Origin of the sequence: Nostoc sp. CHAB 5836 (assembly GCF_020829445.1) — a bacterium.
Lineage (GTDB): Bacteria > Cyanobacteriota > Cyanobacteriia > Cyanobacteriales > Nostocaceae > Nostoc.
On the sequence record NZ_JAIVFV010000144.1, the window covers coordinates 1 to 15,854 of the forward strand.

The following is a 15,854-nucleotide window of genomic DNA, read 5'->3' on the forward strand; positions in this document are numbered from 1 at the left end:
ACCAACCTGCTACCGTGAGGCGAGGTAAACCAGGTACACCTGTCCATAGCAGTGTCCCAATGAAACTCAGAATAAATCCTTCTGTAATTACCGCAGATATTTGGTTTCGCAAATAGTGCGTATTTGCAAACATCAATCCTGCACCCACAGCCAAACCGATTAATCTGGTTTCTGGTAGCTGTAAAGTCAGTAACTGGGCAACTCCCACAGCTAAGACACTCAAGTAACGGGTAGGAATCCGACGCTCTATAATTGTGCGATTGGCAACACCTGTGAGAGCTAAAGGCGTAACTAGCCAAATGACTCCCCAATCAGCTTGGTTATCAGCTACACCATACCAAGATGATTCTGCATTCATCCACAATAGGAAAAAACTAGCTGCGGCTAGTCCCAAACCGATATCCCATGCACTCCGTCGCCATAAACCTTCCTCTAAACTAAATCCCCATTCTGCAACCATCAGAGCCAATAAAATACTTGCCCAGGCTTGTTGACTCAGTGTTGGTAACAGCCAATTAATGGTAGAGCAAAATGTCAGCAGCCCCATGATGTGAGTTAGATATACCAGGGGAAGGGAGGGGGATGAGGGGGATGAGGGGGATGAGGGGGAGTGGCGTTTGGTGACGAATGCGAGGGTGATGGTGGAAAATAGCAGATTTAGCGATCGCAATGTCGGGTTGATCAGAGCGATGGTTGTTAAAAAAGTTCCCAATAAGAGGGTCAGCAGTTCGCCAAATTTAGCTAATTCTCGCTTTTGGCTGCGATATAAGCTATCTGTGAGCGTCACCATCAAAATTATGTAGGGAAATAAAACTACACTCAGTAACGCCCAAGGTTCATTTTGAGAATTGGTGAGTTGAGTACCAATTGCGATCGCCCATTTCTGTAAGTTATCAGGTACTAATCGCCAAAAGAGCCAAATGGTCTGTAAGCCGATGAGAAAAACTGCTGCAAAGTCTACCTTGAAACTGTATCGCCGCAAGCGACTTCCCACAAACCACAAAGCCAAGCCACTTACAGCTATTGCTTGCCAAGGATAATTGACTACGGAAACCAGCCAACCTAGGAAGAGTAAAATGGCACCGAGTCTTTGCCAAAGTAAGAGGGATGGGGGGGATAAGGGGGATGGGGGGGATGGGGGGGATGGGGGGGATGAGGGCAATATTACTGTTAGTTCCTCTGCTTTGCCTGTGACCCTGCGATGCAGTGCTAACCAAGTCACTAACCAGCCACAAATGCCAATAGCTAACCCTAATTGGGTGACATCTAACCTGGCAACAAAAATTGCTCGCACTAACAACACTATCAAAGCATAAATAATTACGATGGCAGGTAAACTCATACTTAACCTAGTGCGATCGCGCCGATCTTCTTCGCTGGTCGGATTAGGCTGTTGGTAAAGATGGTGATAAACACTAATGATAGTTGTGCCGATCATTGCCACATAAATGGCAATTAAGGGAAATCCTCTTAATTGCCAACCCCAATGCAGATAACTCAGACCCAGAATATTGGCTAAAGGTAATTTCGCTCTATTATATAAATTAGGGAAAATAGTCCGATTTTTGGAGAGTAAAACAGTAATTGCGGTGAGAGTAGGAAAGGCGATCGCAACTACAATCCAATCCACAGGATTTTGCCACAACTGAAAGCTATCAATTGCCCAAAAGTTCACTGGAACTAACAAAAGGGTGACAATTAGCAATGTCTGAGCGGTCAATCTGAGGTTATTTTGCCTAGTCGCCCAAAAGCTTAACCCCCAAAAGCTCAAAGTATAAGCAAATAAAACTCCATACTGTCCAGAGGCGGGAAACCTCTCCCACTGACTCGCAGCCAGTACCCCAGAGGATACCACTACCAGGACTACACCTAAAAACAGCAGCCAACGAACACTCAGTTCTGCCCCCAAGGACTGCAACATTGTGCTGATCAAGTTGGGTTTAGCTGGTTGTTGTTGGAGTTGTCTACCCCTACTAGATTGTAAAGCTGCTACAGGCAACTCCTGCACAGGGTCGGAAGTTGCAAATACTACCTTTGTTTTAGCTTCAGCCTGGGGTTGTAACACCACCGTACATACCAAAAACTCTCGACATAGCTGTCTAACTTGGGTATCAGATATCAAACCTAAGCGCAGCCATATATCTAGTCCTTCTAATAACTGAGGATGGGAGGATGGCAGCCTGATTTCAATTTTTAGTGGGCGCTCAAGGGGCGAGCCTGAATTTATCATAGAAAACGCCGCAAAACCGGGATTTATTGTTTTATCTCGACAATTTAGGATATCTTGAATATCCCAGAATATACTAAAATATCCTAGATTGACCTAGATAATTAGGGCAGATTTAGGGTGAAGTATTCGCTAGAAGAAATAAATAAACGGCTCAAGGTTAGCAAAAGAGGGGTGTCTCTTCGGCAGCGAGGGGATACATTAAGTCTTAGGGCAACATTGCCACCGCGCCCAAGTAGTCAAAAAACCCAGGCGTATCAACAAGATATAGCACTGGGGGTGTACGCCAACCCCGCAGGATTCAAAGCCGCAGAGGATAAGGCGATAGAATTAGCATCTGATATTGTGCGCTGGAAGTCCGGACAGGACTTTCCCTGGGCTAACTGGATTGAATCCGGGAATTTCAAATCAGGAAATACCTGTGAATATTGGATAGAGGCTTTCAGGGAAGAGTTCTTGGTGAAACGGCAAAATTTCACTCTTGCCACTTGGCAAAAACATTATTTATTCCAGTTAGGGAGGCTCCCACCAAAGGCTGAATTAACTGGAGAACTGCTAGTAAGGACAATATCCTCCTTGCCAATTAATACCTGGATTAGACACCGCACTACTCAAACTTATATTAAACTGGCTAAGTTTGCGGGGATTAGTGTTGATTTACAGCCTTACAAAAGTAAATATAGTTCCAATAGCACAATCAAGGATTTGCCGTCTGACCAAGCGATCGCCTTTGTTAGGGAGCAAATCACTAGTCGTCGCTGGCAATGGGTTTATGGGATGTTGGCGGCTTATGGCTTGAGGCCACATGAAGTATTTTTCGCTAAGATCGATCCCTTCCCTCCCTACAAATGCCATATCTTGGAAGGTAAAACAGGCGATCGCATAGCAGTGCCTTTTTACCCTGAGTGGGCTGAACGCTGGGGATTGTGGGAGCAAGAAAAACTCGCAACCAAAAAATCAGAGTACCAAGAGCTTGGTAGGCTGGTTTACCAATCTTTGAAATATCACTTTAAAAAAATAGGAGCAACACTCGCTCCTTACGATCTCCGACACGCCTATGCAATCCGCGTCAGCGTGGTTTTTGAGTTGCCAGTGACTACCTCAGCGAAGTTAATGGGGCATTCGGTGACAGAACACCTGAAAACTTATCAACGCCACATTGATGAGAAAACTAATTTTAGGGCAGTAGAAAGAGCGATCGCGCGGTTTGATGGTGAAGTACCTTGATGAGAGGCAGTGGGGCAGGGGAAAAGGTACAAACCTTGCCCCTTGTGGGCAAAAGCCCCTTGCTCCTTTTCTCCCTTGGTTGAAGCCTCACCCGCAAGTGGCGTGGTTTTTCTCCCAAGCTTTGAACTAATAGCTCCCCTGCTTTTTTCACTGCTATTCTTTTTCAACGCGCGTTGCGATCGCTCTCAACAGATCCGCTAAATCAACCTGAGACATTAACTCAAGGTGAAATGAAACCCCTTCACCTTTGACACCGTTCAGAGACACTTTAGGTTGGGCCAATCTCGCAATAATGTGCTGCGCCACAATTGCTGCCTCTCTATCTGGAAGCTGATCGACAATCGGTATTACGTCTTGAGCCAAAAGATATTCTCGCACTGGCCTCGGCGCGTTCTCACCTGCACAAATAGATACCAACTCATCCCTTGTATAACCGCTTGAAGACTTAGATATTACCGACAGGCACTTAAACAGAATGATTGCGGCCGAGAAATGTGTACAAATGTTAAGACCCCGGGGTCTTAACATTCCGCAACAATACATGGAAAAACAAATCAGACCCCTGACGCGACTTGAACAGCCACAACAGATGGAGAAGGCTTACAAACGTGCCATAGAGATGGCCCAGACTCAGGGAGAGGAACCAAAAGCAAAACACTTTGAAGCAGCTGTAGCAGAGATAAAACCGCCCAAAGTAAAGCTTCCCAAAACACCCCGCCCCCCAATTGGGGCAACTGTGCAGATACTTCCCTACTATCCAGATGAAGAGTTGCACGGTGCGGAGGGAGTTGTAGCACAGCACCCATCTGTGGATCGCTGCATTGTTCGATTTGGCGATGAAAATAGCTTATTAATCCCCGACAATATGCTTTTTGTGATTGACAAGACTGAAGGGTTAACTTCGGCAAAGGTTGAAGGGAGAGCGATCGCGCGATCGCTCGGATTGAAACCTGGACTTCAGGTACTCCCTGATGTTGAGCGTAACGAGGGGATGCCAACCGAAGAACAGCAACTAGATACAGAGATAGCTGTGGCAACTTTCTTGCGGATACTGCCAAGGCTTTCTGTGTGGCAGAAAGGAGTGATTTATGAGCAGTTGATGAAAAGTGGGTTTGTACCTGGGAAGGTGGCGGCGTGAAATCTGATCAATTTTGGAGGCTGGATATAGATACTCTCAAATGGCTGTATCAGAAAAATCTGATAACTGTCACAGCTTACTTGCTTGGGATTATTCGTGGCACTAAAGGGCAGGGATGGAAATGGACTTTTAAGGCTCCAGAGTTTTGCCAAGAGTGGGGAATTAGTGAGCGCAGTTTTTACCGAGCCATTTCATTTTTAAAGACCCATAACCTTATTGATTGGAAAGTCAAGGGCGAGATTACTGTTTGGTGGGATGAAAATGCTTCTAATCCTGCTGTGGCAAGCGTTTTGCCATCCGTGGCAGAAACACTGCCATCCGTGGCAGAAACACTGCCATTCGTGGCAGAAACACTGCCATCCGTGGCAGAAACACTGCCATTCGTGGCAGAAACACTGCCATCCGTGGCAGAAAAAACGCTCGAAACTCTTGATACACAAAGCTTTCAGGAGTCTACCAGATTATCTTCAGATATATTCTATAGATCAGACTCTCTCTCAGATTCTTATTCAGATGTCGCCCTCGCTGACGCGACCCCGACACCCCACCCAAAAAAAGAGGGAGAGAGAGAATTTGGATTTCAAATAGCAGAAGAGGTAGCAGTCCAATCCCCCGCTACGTTGTTAAGACAAGACGCTCCTAACGTCGCTAACGCTACGCTATCAGAGTTTACGCAAGTTGCAAGTCAGACTGTCTTGAGAGTAGATGTTCCGGTGAAAATTTCAACTGATAAATTTTTCACAGGAAAAACCCGCGACCAGCAAAAATATGATCGCTGGACTGAAGCTGCCCATCCAGCACTTGTTTACGGTGGAGAGGATACACCTTGGCTAGAGCCTCCGACTAGAACGGAATTCATGAAATTCAACCAGAGTTTTATTGATTGGCACACTAGCAGATGCATGGAAAAGTTCCATAAGCAAGATAGGTTCCAGGCTGAAGCTGATTTTAAAGCCTCGCTAAGAAATAGTCCTGAAAGCTGTGCAAGCCGATGGGCTGAGTATCATAAACACATGGTCTGTCATGCGGCGACGGCTGCGGCCAGGTTGAACAATGGCGTTGAGATAAGCGAAATAGAGTTGCAAAAATTTATCAAGCATCAACGCGCATTCACCGGAATTACAGCAGAGTCAACCGAAAACATAGACCCAAAAATCATAGAAGCCACTAGGTCTGCACCTGCAACCTCAATGATTGAATCAGTGGCAACCGACGAATACAAAACCGCAGCTACATCAGCACCTTCTGGTGCAGAAAATTACGCAGCTTATTCAATAACCGTTAACCGGGAAGCTTCCGATTACTATCGCCAGTTAGACGAAAAAAATAAAGCTGCTCTCATCAAAAAGTCTTGTACCCCTATAACAAATGCACAAGTTGCCGTGGACAAAATAAATGCTTTGGTTGGCTCTTTGGGTATGCCTTCTGTTAGTCCAGAAGAAAGGCAGCGATTTAAGGAGCAAGAAAAGCTCTTACGGAAGCTAGCTCATTGGAATTCGCTATTACAGACCGGACTACCTTCTGTAATTGCAGATGTAGAGCGTCAAGCCAAAGCACAAGGCTACGAGATTGTTGATGGTCAAGTCTTTGAAGTTGATTTTTAAAGCCAATGATAACTAAATGCATCTGTTACTTAGTTGACCCCCGGCTGCTCAATGCAGGTATCCCCGTTGAGCAACTAGAAAGAAAAGATGAGCATGAGTTCATATCTGGGGAAACCATTGAGCATCTGAATCGCTACGCATCCGGCACACAAAGGCTATGTGGACTAAAAAGCACAGAATATTACCCAAAGCCGCCAGAACAATTAGAAATTGAACTGGGATTATCTGACTACAGCAAAGTTCTGTCAGGGGAGCTAATCAACATATCTGCCGATACTGCCAAACATCATGGGCAAAAGTTCAAAGTAAAAAATAAAGGCACAACCAGCTACGTAATGCGAATTTTGCTTGCGGTGGGTAAGAAGGGGTACTTTCGATGACACACAACAGAAAGACGAGACGCGCTATTGCCGTTTGTTTTGTAAATATTTATGGAGTATTGTTTGATGATCGACAGAGAAAGTCTTGGCAAAATTGTTCGGCGTGCCTGGGTAGACTGGGCTGCATTGCAAGAAAATCCTCCCACAGATTGGCTAACGCCTTGGGATGAATTGGATGAAAAATATCAAGAAGTAGATAGGCGTATTGGCGAAACCGTAGAAAGGACGGTATTGCGAGAATTTGCCGATTACGTCGTTTGGTTCAATGGTGATGAGCGGCAAGCTATACCTTCACAAAGTTTAGTCAAATTAATTAGCTATGTAGAAAAAGAGCTAAACCAAAGTAACGTCACCTTTGCTAACTTACACAGTTCCATCACTTGGGGTATTCGTAAAGTCAAATCTGACGAACGAGATATTGCAGTTCGGTTTCTTGCTTTCAAAGATGACACCTTAGCTTATTTACGAGCGCTGGTTTTAATTGTGGAGATGGCTAACAACGACCAAACTCACGCCGAAAAAAGAATTCTACTAAATCACCTAATCAAGCAATTAGAAGGTGCGATCGCCAGAATTCGCAATGTCGAAAACTACTTACTTACCAGCTATTGGGAAAGAGAGGATGTGTTCAAATCCGACTATCCAGTGCGGTATTGGCGAGAAAAGGTTGCTCAGTTAGAAGAAAAAATTAAAGACTTAAATGATTTGAGGTAATTACCTATGCGCAATTGTGACTGCCAAACACCCGATTACGACGAAGAATCAGGGGAAGAGACATGGAACGACGACATTGTTGTTGCTCACTCTTCGATTAATTGTTGTGAGTGTACTCACCCTATAAACGCAGGTGAAAAATATCGGCATATCAAAGGCCGATGGGACGGCAACTGGTCTACTTACCGGATGTGCTTGAGTTGCCAGACTGTGAGCGATCACCTATCCAAAAAGCTTGATATCTGCCACTGCCTTGGCGAACTTTATGATGAATTGATTAATTCTGATGTCCTTTACACTCTTTGCCAGGAAGAAGATGGTGGGACGATTTATGCAAGCGATGAATCTTGGCTAAAAATTGTGGATCACAACAACTTGAGGTGTGAGGTCTATGCAAGCCATTAGCCTATTCACTGGCATCGGTGGTTTCGAGATTGCCTTCAATCAAGTGTTTGGGGATGAGGGCAGAGTAATTCAATCGGTAGAAATCGATCCTGATGCCCAAGCCGTACTGTCTACGCACTTCCCCAATACCCCAATTCACCCAGATATCTGCACCTATTACCCCGATGTCAACTGGAATTACGAGCAAGGAGTTTGTTTTGGTGGCTTCCCTTGTACTGGGACAAGCTGCGCCGGCGATCGCACAGGACTTAAGCACGTCGAGTCCTCTTTGTGGTGGGAGATGCACCGAATCATCACCCAAGTCTTACCCCGATTCATTCTCATTGAAAACCCAGAAGGTTTGCGACATCGCGGATTTACCCAGGTTATCCAGTCCCTTGCCGAAATCGGGTATGTGGGCGAATGGCAGTGTATATCAGCAGCCGACATTGGAGCGCCCCACCTTAGAGAGCGGTTGCTTGTCGTTGCCTACCCCGAATGCCTCTTCACCCAAAAGCAGCCGCCCTGCTGGGCAGACCAGGTGCGAACAGTGGTTCAAGAAAAACGGGCTATTAGCTCCTTCCCAATGTTTGAGCAGCGAGATGATGGCATTGTTTATGGGCTTCCCACCGGATTGGACGGCGTGCCTATCTCAGTCCCACGACGTACGCCAGGGAGAATCCGTAGCCGCTACCTCTACGGACGCTCAGTTGTCCCAGCGTGTGCAGCCGTTGCATTCGGCAGAATCAAGTTTCTTGAAGAGTGGTGGCGAGATGGTTGCTGAGCGTAGTCGAAGTATGGTTGAAACAATAAAGGCTCCTCAAGTTAAACCTACACCCGCTAAAGAATCAGACAAGTGGTACACTCCGCCCAAAATTGAAGATTTGGTAACTCAGGTACTTGAGGGAATTGACCTTGACCCCTGCGCTGATGAGGGCAAACATATCGCCGCCGCACGCCACTACACCGCATCTGATGATGGACTATCTCAGGAGTGGCATGGACGGGTGTTCATGAATCCTCCCTACTCATGCCCTGGTAAGTGGGTAGCGAAATTGCAAGCAGAGATAGAAGCAGGAAGGGTGATGGAGGCGATCGCACTTGTCCCAGCAGCCACAGATACCAATTGGTTATCACCCGTAATTGAAAGCCAACCTATTTGCTTCTGGAAAGGCCGCATCAAATTTCTAGATACCAGCTATCAACCCAAGCAATCAGCTAGGCAATCGCACTGCCTCGTTTATTGGGGTACAAATGGGCAGAAATTTAAACAAGTTTTTGACGAGGTAGGAGTGGTGAAAATGCCTGAAGGAAAATGGAACCCTGCCCATTTTGGCGATGTACCGTACAAAGCGGACGGTAATCAACTAACAATTTTTTGCGATTACAACAAACCACCAGAACCCGACGACATTAGGCTTATCCCAGACTACGAGCAAGCCTGGGCTGAGTGGGAGCATAAGGCATTATTTGAAGAATTAATACCCCTGCCCGATGCCCGATGCCCGATGCCCGATGACTCTTATCAACCAAAGGATAAAAATATGAAATTCCAATTTTCTGCAACACACGCGATTGCCGAACAAATTGCCCAATTACAAGAACAACTCAATCAACTCACTGCAACTCTGAAGCCATACCAAGAGTGCGAACAAAAAGCTGAAGAATTGCGGCGAGAAGTGGCTGAGTACGGTTGTGAGATGACAGGCAAAATTCCTCAAGATGAAATTTTGAACTGGGCTAAATCGCTTTATAGCGCTGCTAGCGGCGTGCAATTTGTAGAGGGTGATAGTGGGGTAATTGCTGCACAGAACGAGGCGATATCTACGATGGGCTACGCCAACGCTCAATTGAGGGCTGAATTAGCAGCCGCACAAAAGTGCGAAGAAAAAGCAAATGCTCAAAGGAATGAAGCTTTGATGCAATTGGCGGGTATAGCCGATGAGAGGGATAAAGCGCTGGATAAAATAGCGGATATAACTGAAGATAGATCGCGCGTTACAAGAAGGCTCCAAACTACTCAAGATAGGCACGCACAAGTCTTGCAGGAATTGAAAGACCTCAAAGAACAAACAGATGTTGCCACAATTGAAGTTTTGCAGAAAGAAAATATATCTCTAATTTCTCAAATCCAGTCATTAGAGATATTGACGGATGATATGGACGCGCAGTTAGCAGAACAGCAATTAATGCCGGAGGTCGAAGCACTCAAGCAAGAAAATTATGAGTTGATGGAAGCTAACAAAAAACTGCAAATACAGCGCGAGGATCTGCTCAATATTTACACTGAAGACACTAGAGAATTAGTGCAAATCTCCGACGTTCAACAAGCTTGTACAAAAATATTAGCCAAAGGCGACATTGTGCAAACTCCAGATAACTTGGTTGGCACAATCACAGGTTATGCTTATGCAAATGTGATTGTTAAATTAGTTAATGGAGAATATCAATTTCAGCGCAATCAATTGAAGTGGATTTCTACACCTGAGAAAAGTAATGAAAAAGCAGGGGAAATCACGCCACTTGCGGGTGAGGTTTCAACCAAGGAGCAAGGTGTAGTGGTCGGAATGAAAAACAACAGTGTTGCCGTGCTTTTTGATGCAACAGATGACCGTGGTCAGCACGAAACAGTTCTATCTGCATCTCATCTCAAAGCAACTACGCATCCAGATATTGCTTCACTTTCCAAAGGGCGTGAATTTATTGCCAGCCTCAAATCGAAAGTTGTGTTCAATAATTTAACTTGGTCGTCGGTCAGCGAGGTTTGCCAAAATAACCCCGTTGTTTTGCGAGAGATGTGTCATACCGCTAGCACAAAACTACAAAAGGATTTTACTAATATTGATAATCTTGCAAGATTAATGTCCGAATACGTCCTCGAAACTGGCGACATCACTGATTTCGGTTGGCTTGATGAAATCTTTGTAGCCAAAGTAGAGGCGTTGGTGGAAGCAAAAAAGTCTCTTCCCTATCACAAGGATGATTGGGTGCAAAACTTAGAAACAGGTGCAATTTGGCAGGTGCGTAATTTCGATGGGGAATGGTTGTTGGTGATTGCGGGTAATAAAATTACTTCGCTGCATAAATCAGAGGTTAAATTATTGGTGCAGGAGGAAGTCGCTGCTTAACATCGTTTTTCCGAATCTTACACCACCCGGAATAAAACTCATGATTGCCAACGATCTAATTAAAACAAATAACCCTTTTTCAAAAGTTTTCTCATCTTTTGGAAAAAGCAAGTATTCATCAGCCCGATCAATCATGTGCATTGGATAGCTGGTATTTTTAATTTCACAAATTATCCATTCCCACTCTTCCTCACTCACGCCGCCCCTTTCTAAAATATGTTTTGTAAATCGGGGGACGTTGTGATGAAGGAGCGATCGCATTTGCAATAACCATTCGTTATGCATCGGTGAGGGAACTTTAAAATAAAACTTGTACAAAGTATGCCCACTCTCGAAATCCTCAAGCGCCGCCACTCTGAACACCAGCGCTACTGCGATTACTGGGAATTACTTACGGCTGCCGTTGAGGGTGGCGACAGTATGACGGATGAGATGAAACGCAAGCTTCTACCCAATCCAGATGGTAGACCAGAAGCAGTGATGAAGGAGCGGGTAAAACTTGCTACCTACTGCAACAAAATCGCCCCGATACTTTCACGCTTCAACTCTGAATTGTTCAAAAACCCCGCCACACCGACCGGAAGTAACGATCCTTTCTGGAGTGAGCAGTTTTTCATGGGGGGTGCGTTACTTGATGGTGACGACGACGGTAGAGCCAGTTTCAACACTTTCTTAATGCAAGCCATGATGACGGCCTTAACCACGGGTAAAGCGATCGCTCAAATTGATACCAAAAGGGCAATTGGTGCGGTAAGCAAAGCCCAGCAGCGAGAATCCGGCGAACTCAACCCCTACGTTATCTTGCACCCGCGTTCGGCATTGTGGGATTGGGATTCTGGTCGGGATGGGTTTAATTTTGTTAAATTGCACCAATTTAGGCTAGTGCGCTCAGGATGGGAGGCTACACCCACGCCTGAACACGCTTTCACCATCTACTACCGTGAAAATGGCGCTGTGTTGACATCTAAATACGTGGTGCGGAAAATTGAGCGCGATTTTAAACCACCACTTCCACAACCTTTCATTTCGCACTGTACTGACCGTGATATATCTATAGAAGCAATTATAGAAGGACAGCCGATATTTAATGTGGGGGGTAAATTTGAGTTTCCAATTGTGACACTGACTTTACCCAAAGCGTTGTGGATGGCTGCACAGCTGTTTGATTGCCAAAAATCTTACTTCACGCAAACAGCAGCGCTTGAATATGCGCTGTACAGCAATAATTTTGCAATGCCCGTGATCACTGGGGTGGATGATGATGATGATCCGTTAGGGGGACGGTTGATGGGAGACGGATATTATTTGACTTTGAAAACTGGACAAGGGATAACCACCTTTGAGCGGAGTGGTGCTTCTATTCAAACTGCTATAGCTTATCGGGCTGAAGTGAAACGCGATATATATGATGTGCTACAACAGATAGCCATGAGTGCTAGTGATGGGGCTTCAATTATTGCTCGGAGTGGTGAATCGAAATCTGAAGATAGACGACCTGAAGAGATATTACTGGAACGCTATGGGCAAGTAGTGAAGGAATTCATTGTACAGGTACTTAAACCAGCTGCGATCGCACGGGGTGAAATTGTAGATTGGGCGGTAACTGGATACGATGAATTTCTTGGATTTTCAGTTACTGAGTTGCTGGCTGATATGGAAGGTATTGCTACAGCCAATATCCCCTCGCTTACTTTTAAAAAGGAAATTCAAAAGCACTTTGTTAAACGTGCAGCGCGTGTGTACGACCTTGACCAAAACGCGGTGGAACAAAGTCTGCAAGAAATTGATCATGCTACCCAAAATTAAAAACTCTCGCATAAGATAGATATGACTTTTATCAGGCTAGTGTATGGCAACCTTCGCAACGGTACGAGATATTATTACGCGGTTAGTAGATTTAGCCAAAGATTTAAAAAATCAAAAGATAGAACTACAGTCTCAATTAATTGATTTGACTGGGCAGTTAAGCAATGCGAGCGTCGAAAAATCTGCAATTCAAAATCAATTGGTAACAGCATTGGCTAATGATGCTGCTGATGCACAAGCTATAGCCCAAGCTCGTGATGCTGCTACTCTTGCACAGCAACAAACAGGATTACTGCAAGAGCAGCTTGCAGCTGCACAAAATACTTATGATACCTATGTATTGGAGCGCCAAGCTCATGAAGCTGAACTGGAGCAACAATTACAAGAAGCACTAGCGGCTTTATCTCCCCAGTAATATTTTTTTCACTACGAAAGAAGAAAGAAGCACCCACGTTTTTAAACGTGGGATTGTAACCAGAATGTTTTATCACTGATTTAACTGATTTAAGGATTTCACGGAATGAAGGATATGACAGTAAAAGAAAGGGTTTAATACCCCTGCCTCTACAGGCAGAAAGTTTTGGGTCGGGGTCTAAATCCCCGTCACAAAACTTAATTACTCATTACTCATTACTCATTACTCATTTAAGGAAAAAGTGAAGGTTCAAAACGTCGCCCGAAGTCAAGCGAAAAAATTCTTGTATCGCAAGGTAGGTTGAAACCCCACCCCTTGTGTCGGGCTTAATTCAATTACGAATTACGAATTACGAATTATTTTCATACTTCTTCCTTCTTCTTCCCGCTTCCTCATAACAATTAAAGCAAAAAATGGCTACCAGTATTCAGTACGATCCCAATTTTCAGGTAACACGCGACCATGTATGTTATTTGACACCAGAGAATTCAAATGTTCAGCAAGGGTTTTTAATTAAGAATTATGTAGATGACGAGGATTTACACAATGATCGCTTGGAGGCTCTTGATGGATCAATAATTGAAAATTACACATTAACCCCGTGCCCAATCGTAATTCAGACTGCGATTAGCAATAAAAAAGTTTTTGTTTTGAGGGTTCGTAATTCCAATATCTTGGTTTTTCTAATCCAAGTTTTGAATGACAACGGAACTTTCACGAATAACTATTTTCATCTTGACGGCAGCGTTTACATAGGGGATATAACTAGTCTAGAAATAGCTGGGGACTCACTAAATTACAGTTCTCCAACAATTTTTTGTCACAACGGAACAGATACAATTTCACGTACTGACGTTTGGGACGAAGCACGAAATTTAGTTGCTGTAATTTGGCAAAATACACTAGGCGCAATTATTGGAGAGCCAACAAATGGCTCTTTGGTTGCCGGTTCTTGTAATTTGCCGTTGGATACTGAGCTAATTTTGCAGTATGATAATCAACTCAATCCCAATGGCAGCCCATCAGGTCGCTATTGTCCGATTGTTAATGTCCTAGTTTTTAATAGCAACGGAACAGTAATTTATTCCAGAGTCAAATTAAAAAATGGCGTTGATTATGTTCCCGTTGGAAGTGTTTCTAGCCAGCCATTAATTCCTCCTGTAGTTGATGGCTTGGTTGGAATAACCAATGGAGAAGAGTTTGTCCCTCCAGATACCACTCAGTCCCTGGCAATGACAATCGAATACGCGAACGATAATAATCAAATTGAAGTCTATTCTCCGGCTACCGATAAATCAGAATACTTCAAAAAAATTAGATATCATATTTCGTGGAGCGTAGACGGAAATCACACCTCATTGGTTGCAGGAAAAATTAAAGCTTATGGTAGGGCAAGGGCAAGAATATCTTACACAATTAGACCTCCTTTGGTGCAAATTGATGAAGGGTTGAACCCCCTTGACGCTATAATTCCAGTTCCGGCAATTCTGAATGCATAGTCTTTTTTAGAGGAAAACACAAATGGTAAATTCAGCAAATATTCCCAGCAGTGAAGAAGCAATTGATAAGCTTTCTGATTTGGTTAAAGGTTTGATTTCAAAGGAAACTGTAACAGCATCGGAGCGAGACGATGCCAAGTTGCAAGTTGCTCAGTTATTTGCAACTGGACAAGCTAACTTAGAGAAAATTAATCAATTGATTGACATAGCAGCAGCCGCACTTCCAGGAAACGTTTAAATCAGTTATCAGTTATCAGTTATTAGTTAACTGATAACTGTCAACTGTAGCCCTTTCAAGGTGAGTAAAAATTTTGGTCAATAAATTCCTCTTTAAGCTCTATACTCCGTGTCTTATGCGCCTAACAAAGTTAAATAAATTACTCTTGAACCGCAGAGACACAGAGAGCGCAGAGAGAAAAACAGAGATTTTACGAGTCACCTTGAAAGGGGGTACTATCAACTGTTAACTAATACCATTTTTCCATCTGAATCAAATTGGAATTGCATGAAAGTGTTTAAGGCGATCGCATTCCAATTAGCAATTTCTATTGCAGTTGCTTTCCCCAAAAGCGGCACGCCCACAATAATCGAATCCCAGCAAGCTTTGATTAAAGGATAGTCTTTCGTGTCTACCCCATCTAGATATCCAGCTGGGACGACTATCGTTTCTAATCGGCTTACGGCCCTTTGGTTTGATGTAGTGGTAGCGATGCGATTGTAGCCAGCATCAACGATCATCTGCCTATTAAATCCTGCCCAATCAGGTAACGGTGGTGGCGGTGCTGGCGCTGTAAAGCTTGTCCCATTCCAGGTATCACCAATTTTTGCGCTATCGCTTTGAATTAGCAATTGCCCCGAAGTTAAGGGATAATCACTTTTCTTATTTGCGAGAATTAAATTAACTACCTTTGAATTTTCGATAACCGCATAAGTCGCCATAATTACCCCCACCAAATTCTAACTTCTCCTCTGCCACCAGCACCGCCACGACCACCCACAAAAGTAGCGCCACCGGTAGCGCCACCACCCCCACCACCCGCACTAGGCGCTCCACCATTACCTCCGGGTGCGCCATTGGAGGAACTACCAATACCACCACCGCCGCCGCCACCTCCTGCACCTGTAGCTGAGTCCGCCCCAAGGGAGCCACTGCTAGCAATGCTTCCACCATTTCCTCCAAGTCCCCCACCTGGAGCATCTGCCCCTTTACCGCCAATAGAAGATCCTGCACCGTTTCCTCCAGAAACGCCACCATAAGTACTTTTAATGCCCCCATTGGCGCTACCTCTCAAAGGGGAGCTAGCGCCAGCAAATAATGTTGGTAATCCAGGA

15 protein-coding genes and 2 pseudogenes are annotated in these 15,854 nt (G+C 44.6%); 12 read left to right on the plus strand and 5 right to left on the minus strand.

Features of this window, described 5'->3' with window-relative positions; translation table 11 throughout:
- Positions 1–2,230: pseudogene (locus LC605_RS23675) on the minus strand (DUF2157 domain-containing protein); the annotation flags it as partial.
- A 171-nt stretch (positions 2,231–2,401) separates the two neighbouring features.
- Between LC605_RS23675 and LC605_RS23680 the strand changes: the two are divergent.
- Positions 2,402–3,454, plus strand: coding sequence for a hypothetical protein (locus LC605_RS23680; RefSeq protein WP_229549962.1), 1,053 nt, complete (start codon positions 2,402–2,404; stop codon positions 3,452–3,454).
- Positions 3,455–3,607: 153 nt separating this feature from the next.
- Here LC605_RS23680 and LC605_RS23685 read toward each other — a convergent pair whose 3' ends face one another.
- On the minus strand, positions 3,608–3,817 hold the full coding sequence (locus LC605_RS23685) for a hypothetical protein (RefSeq protein ID WP_229549963.1): 210 nt from the start codon (positions 3,815–3,817) through the stop codon (positions 3,608–3,610).
- A gap of 139 nt (positions 3,818–3,956) precedes the next feature.
- Between LC605_RS23685 and LC605_RS23690 the strand changes: the two genes are divergently transcribed.
- The 7 genes from LC605_RS23690 to LC605_RS23720 all read left to right on the plus strand — a co-directional run bounded on the left by LC605_RS23690 (position 3,957) and on the right by LC605_RS23720 (position 10,802).
- Entirely contained in the window at positions 3,957–4,592 is a 636-nt protein-coding gene (locus LC605_RS23690) for a hypothetical protein (RefSeq protein ID WP_229549964.1), read from the plus strand.
- On the plus strand, positions 4,589–6,196 hold the full coding sequence (locus LC605_RS23695; protein ID WP_229549965.1) for a hypothetical protein: 1,608 nt from the start codon (positions 4,589–4,591) through the stop codon (positions 6,194–6,196). Before LC605_RS23690 ends, LC605_RS23695 begins: the two co-directional genes overlap by 4 nt.
- A 5-nt stretch (positions 6,197–6,201) precedes the next feature.
- Positions 6,202–6,576 (plus strand): hypothetical protein, encoded by a 375-nt coding sequence (locus LC605_RS23700; protein WP_229549966.1) that lies wholly within the window; start codon positions 6,202–6,204, stop codon positions 6,574–6,576.
- A 66-nt stretch (positions 6,577–6,642) separates the two neighbouring features.
- A complete protein-coding gene (locus LC605_RS23705) occupies positions 6,643–7,290 on the plus strand; it encodes a hypothetical protein (RefSeq protein WP_229549967.1) in 648 nt (215 codons plus the stop codon).
- 6 nt (positions 7,291–7,296) lie between these two features.
- Positions 7,297–7,695, plus strand: coding sequence for a hypothetical protein (locus tag LC605_RS23710; protein WP_229549968.1), 399 nt, complete (start codon positions 7,297–7,299; stop codon positions 7,693–7,695).
- On the plus strand, positions 7,682–8,458 hold the full coding sequence (locus LC605_RS23715; RefSeq protein ID WP_229549969.1) for a DNA cytosine methyltransferase: 777 nt from the start codon (positions 7,682–7,684) through the stop codon (positions 8,456–8,458). The genes LC605_RS23710 and LC605_RS23715 overlap by 14 nt, the downstream gene beginning before the upstream one ends.
- 13 nt (positions 8,459–8,471) lie before the next feature.
- Positions 8,472–10,802, plus strand: coding sequence for a DNA N-6-adenine-methyltransferase (locus LC605_RS23720; protein WP_229549970.1), 2,331 nt, complete (start codon positions 8,472–8,474; stop codon positions 10,800–10,802).
- Here the strand turns inward: LC605_RS23720 and LC605_RS23725 are convergent.
- On the minus strand, positions 10,773–11,087 hold the full coding sequence (locus LC605_RS23725) for a hypothetical protein (RefSeq protein ID WP_229549971.1): 315 nt from the start codon (positions 11,085–11,087) through the stop codon (positions 10,773–10,775). The two genes, LC605_RS23720 and LC605_RS23725, sit on opposite strands and share 30 nt — an antisense overlap.
- 36 nt (positions 11,088–11,123) lie before the next feature.
- Here LC605_RS23725 and LC605_RS23730 point away from each other — a divergent pair, with 36 nt between their 5' ends.
- The 4 genes from LC605_RS23730 (at position 11,124) to LC605_RS23745 (ending at position 14,760) form a co-directional block, all read left to right on the plus strand.
- On the plus strand, positions 11,124–12,608 hold the full coding sequence (locus LC605_RS23730) for a hypothetical protein (protein WP_229549972.1): 1,485 nt from the start codon (positions 11,124–11,126) through the stop codon (positions 12,606–12,608).
- Positions 12,609–12,651: 43 nt separating this feature from the next.
- Complete coding sequence (locus tag LC605_RS23735) at positions 12,652–13,023, plus strand: hypothetical protein (RefSeq protein WP_229549973.1); 372 nt, start codon at positions 12,652–12,654, stop codon at positions 13,021–13,023.
- A 413-nt stretch (positions 13,024–13,436) separates the two neighbouring features.
- The gene (locus LC605_RS23740; RefSeq protein ID WP_229549974.1) at positions 13,437–14,522 is read left to right on the plus strand and encodes a hypothetical protein; all 1,086 of its coding nucleotides are present in this window, start codon (positions 13,437–13,439) and stop codon (positions 14,520–14,522) included.
- Between the two features lie 22 nt (positions 14,523–14,544).
- Complete coding sequence (locus LC605_RS23745) at positions 14,545–14,760, plus strand: hypothetical protein (protein ID WP_229549975.1); 216 nt, start codon at positions 14,545–14,547, stop codon at positions 14,758–14,760.
- Between the two features lie 218 nt (positions 14,761–14,978).
- On the opposite strand, the gene LC605_RS23750 is transcribed toward LC605_RS23745, so the two are convergent.
- The gene (locus LC605_RS23750) at positions 14,979–15,461 is read right to left on the minus strand and encodes a hypothetical protein (RefSeq protein WP_229549976.1); all 483 of its coding nucleotides are present in this window, start codon (positions 15,459–15,461) and stop codon (positions 14,979–14,981) included.
- Between the two features lie 2 nt (positions 15,462–15,463).
- Positions 15,464–15,854 (minus strand): annotated as a pseudogene (locus LC605_RS23755) (PE family protein); the annotation flags it as partial.

What these genes read in the sequence shown, in the direction of transcription:
- LC605_RS23690 (WP_229549964.1), top strand. Translation starts at nt 3,957, where the DNA reads ATGTTAAGACCCCGGGGTCTTAACATTCCGCAACAATACATGGAAAAA.
- LC605_RS23700 (WP_229549966.1), top strand. Translation starts at nt 6,202, where the DNA reads ATGATAACTAAATGCATCTGTTACTTAGTTGACCCCCGGCTGCTCAAT.
- LC605_RS23705 (WP_229549967.1), top strand. Translation starts at nt 6,643, where the DNA reads ATGATCGACAGAGAAAGTCTTGGCAAAATTGTTCGGCGTGCCTGGGTA.
- LC605_RS23710 (WP_229549968.1), top strand. Translation starts at nt 7,297, where the DNA reads ATGCGCAATTGTGACTGCCAAACACCCGATTACGACGAAGAATCAGGG.
- LC605_RS23715 (WP_229549969.1), top strand. Translation starts at nt 7,682, where the DNA reads ATGCAAGCCATTAGCCTATTCACTGGCATCGGTGGTTTCGAGATTGCC.
- LC605_RS23720 (WP_229549970.1), top strand. Translation starts at nt 8,472, where the DNA reads ATGGTTGAAACAATAAAGGCTCCTCAAGTTAAACCTACACCCGCTAAA.
- LC605_RS23725 (WP_229549971.1), bottom strand. Translation starts at nt 11,087, where the DNA reads ATGCATAACGAATGGTTATTGCAAATGCGATCGCTCCTTCATCACAAC.
- LC605_RS23730 (WP_229549972.1), top strand. Translation starts at nt 11,124, where the DNA reads ATGCCCACTCTCGAAATCCTCAAGCGCCGCCACTCTGAACACCAGCGC.
- LC605_RS23735 (WP_229549973.1), top strand. Translation starts at nt 12,652, where the DNA reads ATGGCAACCTTCGCAACGGTACGAGATATTATTACGCGGTTAGTAGAT.
- LC605_RS23740 (WP_229549974.1), top strand. Translation starts at nt 13,437, where the DNA reads ATGGCTACCAGTATTCAGTACGATCCCAATTTTCAGGTAACACGCGAC.
- LC605_RS23745 (WP_229549975.1), top strand. Translation starts at nt 14,545, where the DNA reads ATGGTAAATTCAGCAAATATTCCCAGCAGTGAAGAAGCAATTGATAAG.
- LC605_RS23750 (WP_229549976.1), bottom strand. Translation starts at nt 15,461, where the DNA reads ATGGCGACTTATGCGGTTATCGAAAATTCAAAGGTAGTTAATTTAATT.